This is a genomic window from Arthrobacter sp. I3 (assembly GCF_000520575.1).
In the GTDB taxonomy this organism is placed as follows: Bacteria; Actinomycetota; Actinomycetes; order Actinomycetales; family Micrococcaceae; genus Arthrobacter; species Arthrobacter humicola_A.
Genome location: NZ_KI914961.1, coordinates 12,805 through 14,655, shown reverse-complemented (window position 1 = coordinate 14,655; position 1,851 = coordinate 12,805). Strand labels below are relative to the sequence as shown.

The following is a 1,851-nucleotide window of genomic DNA, read 5'->3' as shown; positions in this document are numbered from 1 at the left end:
AGTGTCATCGCTTGGCACGAATGTTTCCGCCGGGAAAACTGCGGATGCCTCAGCCCGTGTTGCTGGGGTGGGCGGGCCGCGAACCGGCCCCTCGCCGGGCTGCCGGAGTGACGCACTCGCCGATGCTCGCCCTATCGAGAAGTTGGTCCGGTGGAGATGCAGACTCCGGGCACCTCTGGTGGTGCGCCGGTTCGTGCGCTACAGTATCCAGTACAGCAACCTCGTTGCTAGCTTAGAAACACAACAGCCAAGAGAGTGGAGAGAACCATGACAGCAGAGACAGAGACGTTCAGCGACATCGAAGCCCGTCTTGCCGCAGTGCTGGAGGAGGCGTTCGAAGCAGGCACGGACATCTACAACGAGCGAGGCTTCAAGCGTCGGATCGGCTACGGCAACCGCCCCGCCGTCATCCACATCGACCTCGCGAACGCTTGGACCCGACCGGGCCACCCGTTCAGCTGCCCGGGCATGGAGACGATCATCCCGAACGTCCAGCGGATCAACGAGGCCGCGCGCGCCAAGGGTGTCCCGGTCTTCTACACCACGAACGTGTACCGCAACCGCGACGCCACCTCCGGGACGAACGACATGGGTCTGTGGTACTCGAAGATCCCCACGGAGACCCTTCCGGCGGATTCCTACTGGGCGCAGATCGACGACCGCATTGCGCCCGCGCCCGGCGAGGTCGTGATCGAGAAGAATCGCGCCTCGGCGTTCCCGGGGACGAACCTCGAGCTCTTCCTGACCTCCAACCGCATCGACACCCTGATCGTGACCGGTGCGACCGCGGCCGGGTGCGTGCGCCACACCGTCGAGGACGCGATCGCCAAGGGCTTCCGCCCGATCATCCCCCGGGAGACCATCGGCGACCGCGTCCCGGGCGTCGTGCAGTGGAACCTCTACGACATCGACAACAAGTTCGGTGACGTGGAGTCCACGGATTCGGTGGTGGATTACCTGAACCGCCTCCCGCAGTTCGAGGACACGGTCCCGAAGACCCTCTCGGATCCCCAGCCCGAGGTGGCGACCCCCGCGGATCCGGCCTGAGCCGCACCGCACTCTCGGAGCCCCGCGGCCCGGCATCCCCAGACCGACCCGACGACAGCCGGCACCCCTCAGCGGGTGCCGGCTGTCGTCGGGTCGGGCTGAAAGGTGTGAGCGCACGTGCTGGGTTGCTGAACGTTAGCGGGCGGGCATCTTCGGGGCCGAGGCGGACCTCACCGGTGAGGTCGGCACGGCTGAAGGCGGGTCAGTCGATCCGCTGGGCCAGGGCACGATAATCCACCCAGACCGCGCACATGGGTGATGCGCCATCGGTGATACCGAGATAATCGCAACGTCGTAGATGCGGCGTGAGGTCATTCTCCGGTGTTCATCGTCTCGATCCATCCGGACGGATGGAGCCGACGCGGATTCTCAACACAATCACCTGGACCGCTTGGGCAAGTCCGGCCTCCACGAACCTTAAACCGTCAGCGCGTGCCGGCCGCATGGACGGCCGCGGCTGGCTGGTCGGGTCGGGCTGAAAGGTGTGAGCGCACGTGCTGGGTTGCTGAACGTTAGCGGGCGGGCATCTTCGGGGCCGAGGCGGACCTCACCGGTGAGGTCGGCACGGCTGAAGGCGGGTCAGTCGATCCGCTGGGCCAGGGCACGATAATCCACCCAGACCGCGCACATGGGTGATGCGCCATCGGTGATACCGAGATAATCGCAACGTCGTAGATGCGGCGTGAGGTCATTCTCCGGTGTTCATCGTCTCGATCCATCCGGACGGATGGAGCCGACGCGGATTCTCAACACAATCACCTGGACCGCTTGGGCAAGTCCGGCCTCCACGAACCTTAAACCGTC

1 protein-coding gene is annotated in these 1,851 nt (G+C 65.2%); it reads left to right on the top strand.

Translation table 11 applies throughout. The features are described from left to right. Positions 1–267 precede the first annotated feature (267 nt). Complete coding sequence (locus tag Y706_RS0120030; protein WP_028277986.1) at positions 268–1,047, top strand: N-carbamoylsarcosine amidohydrolase; 780 nt, start codon at positions 268–270, stop codon at positions 1,045–1,047. Positions 1,048–1,851 lie beyond the last annotated feature (804 nt).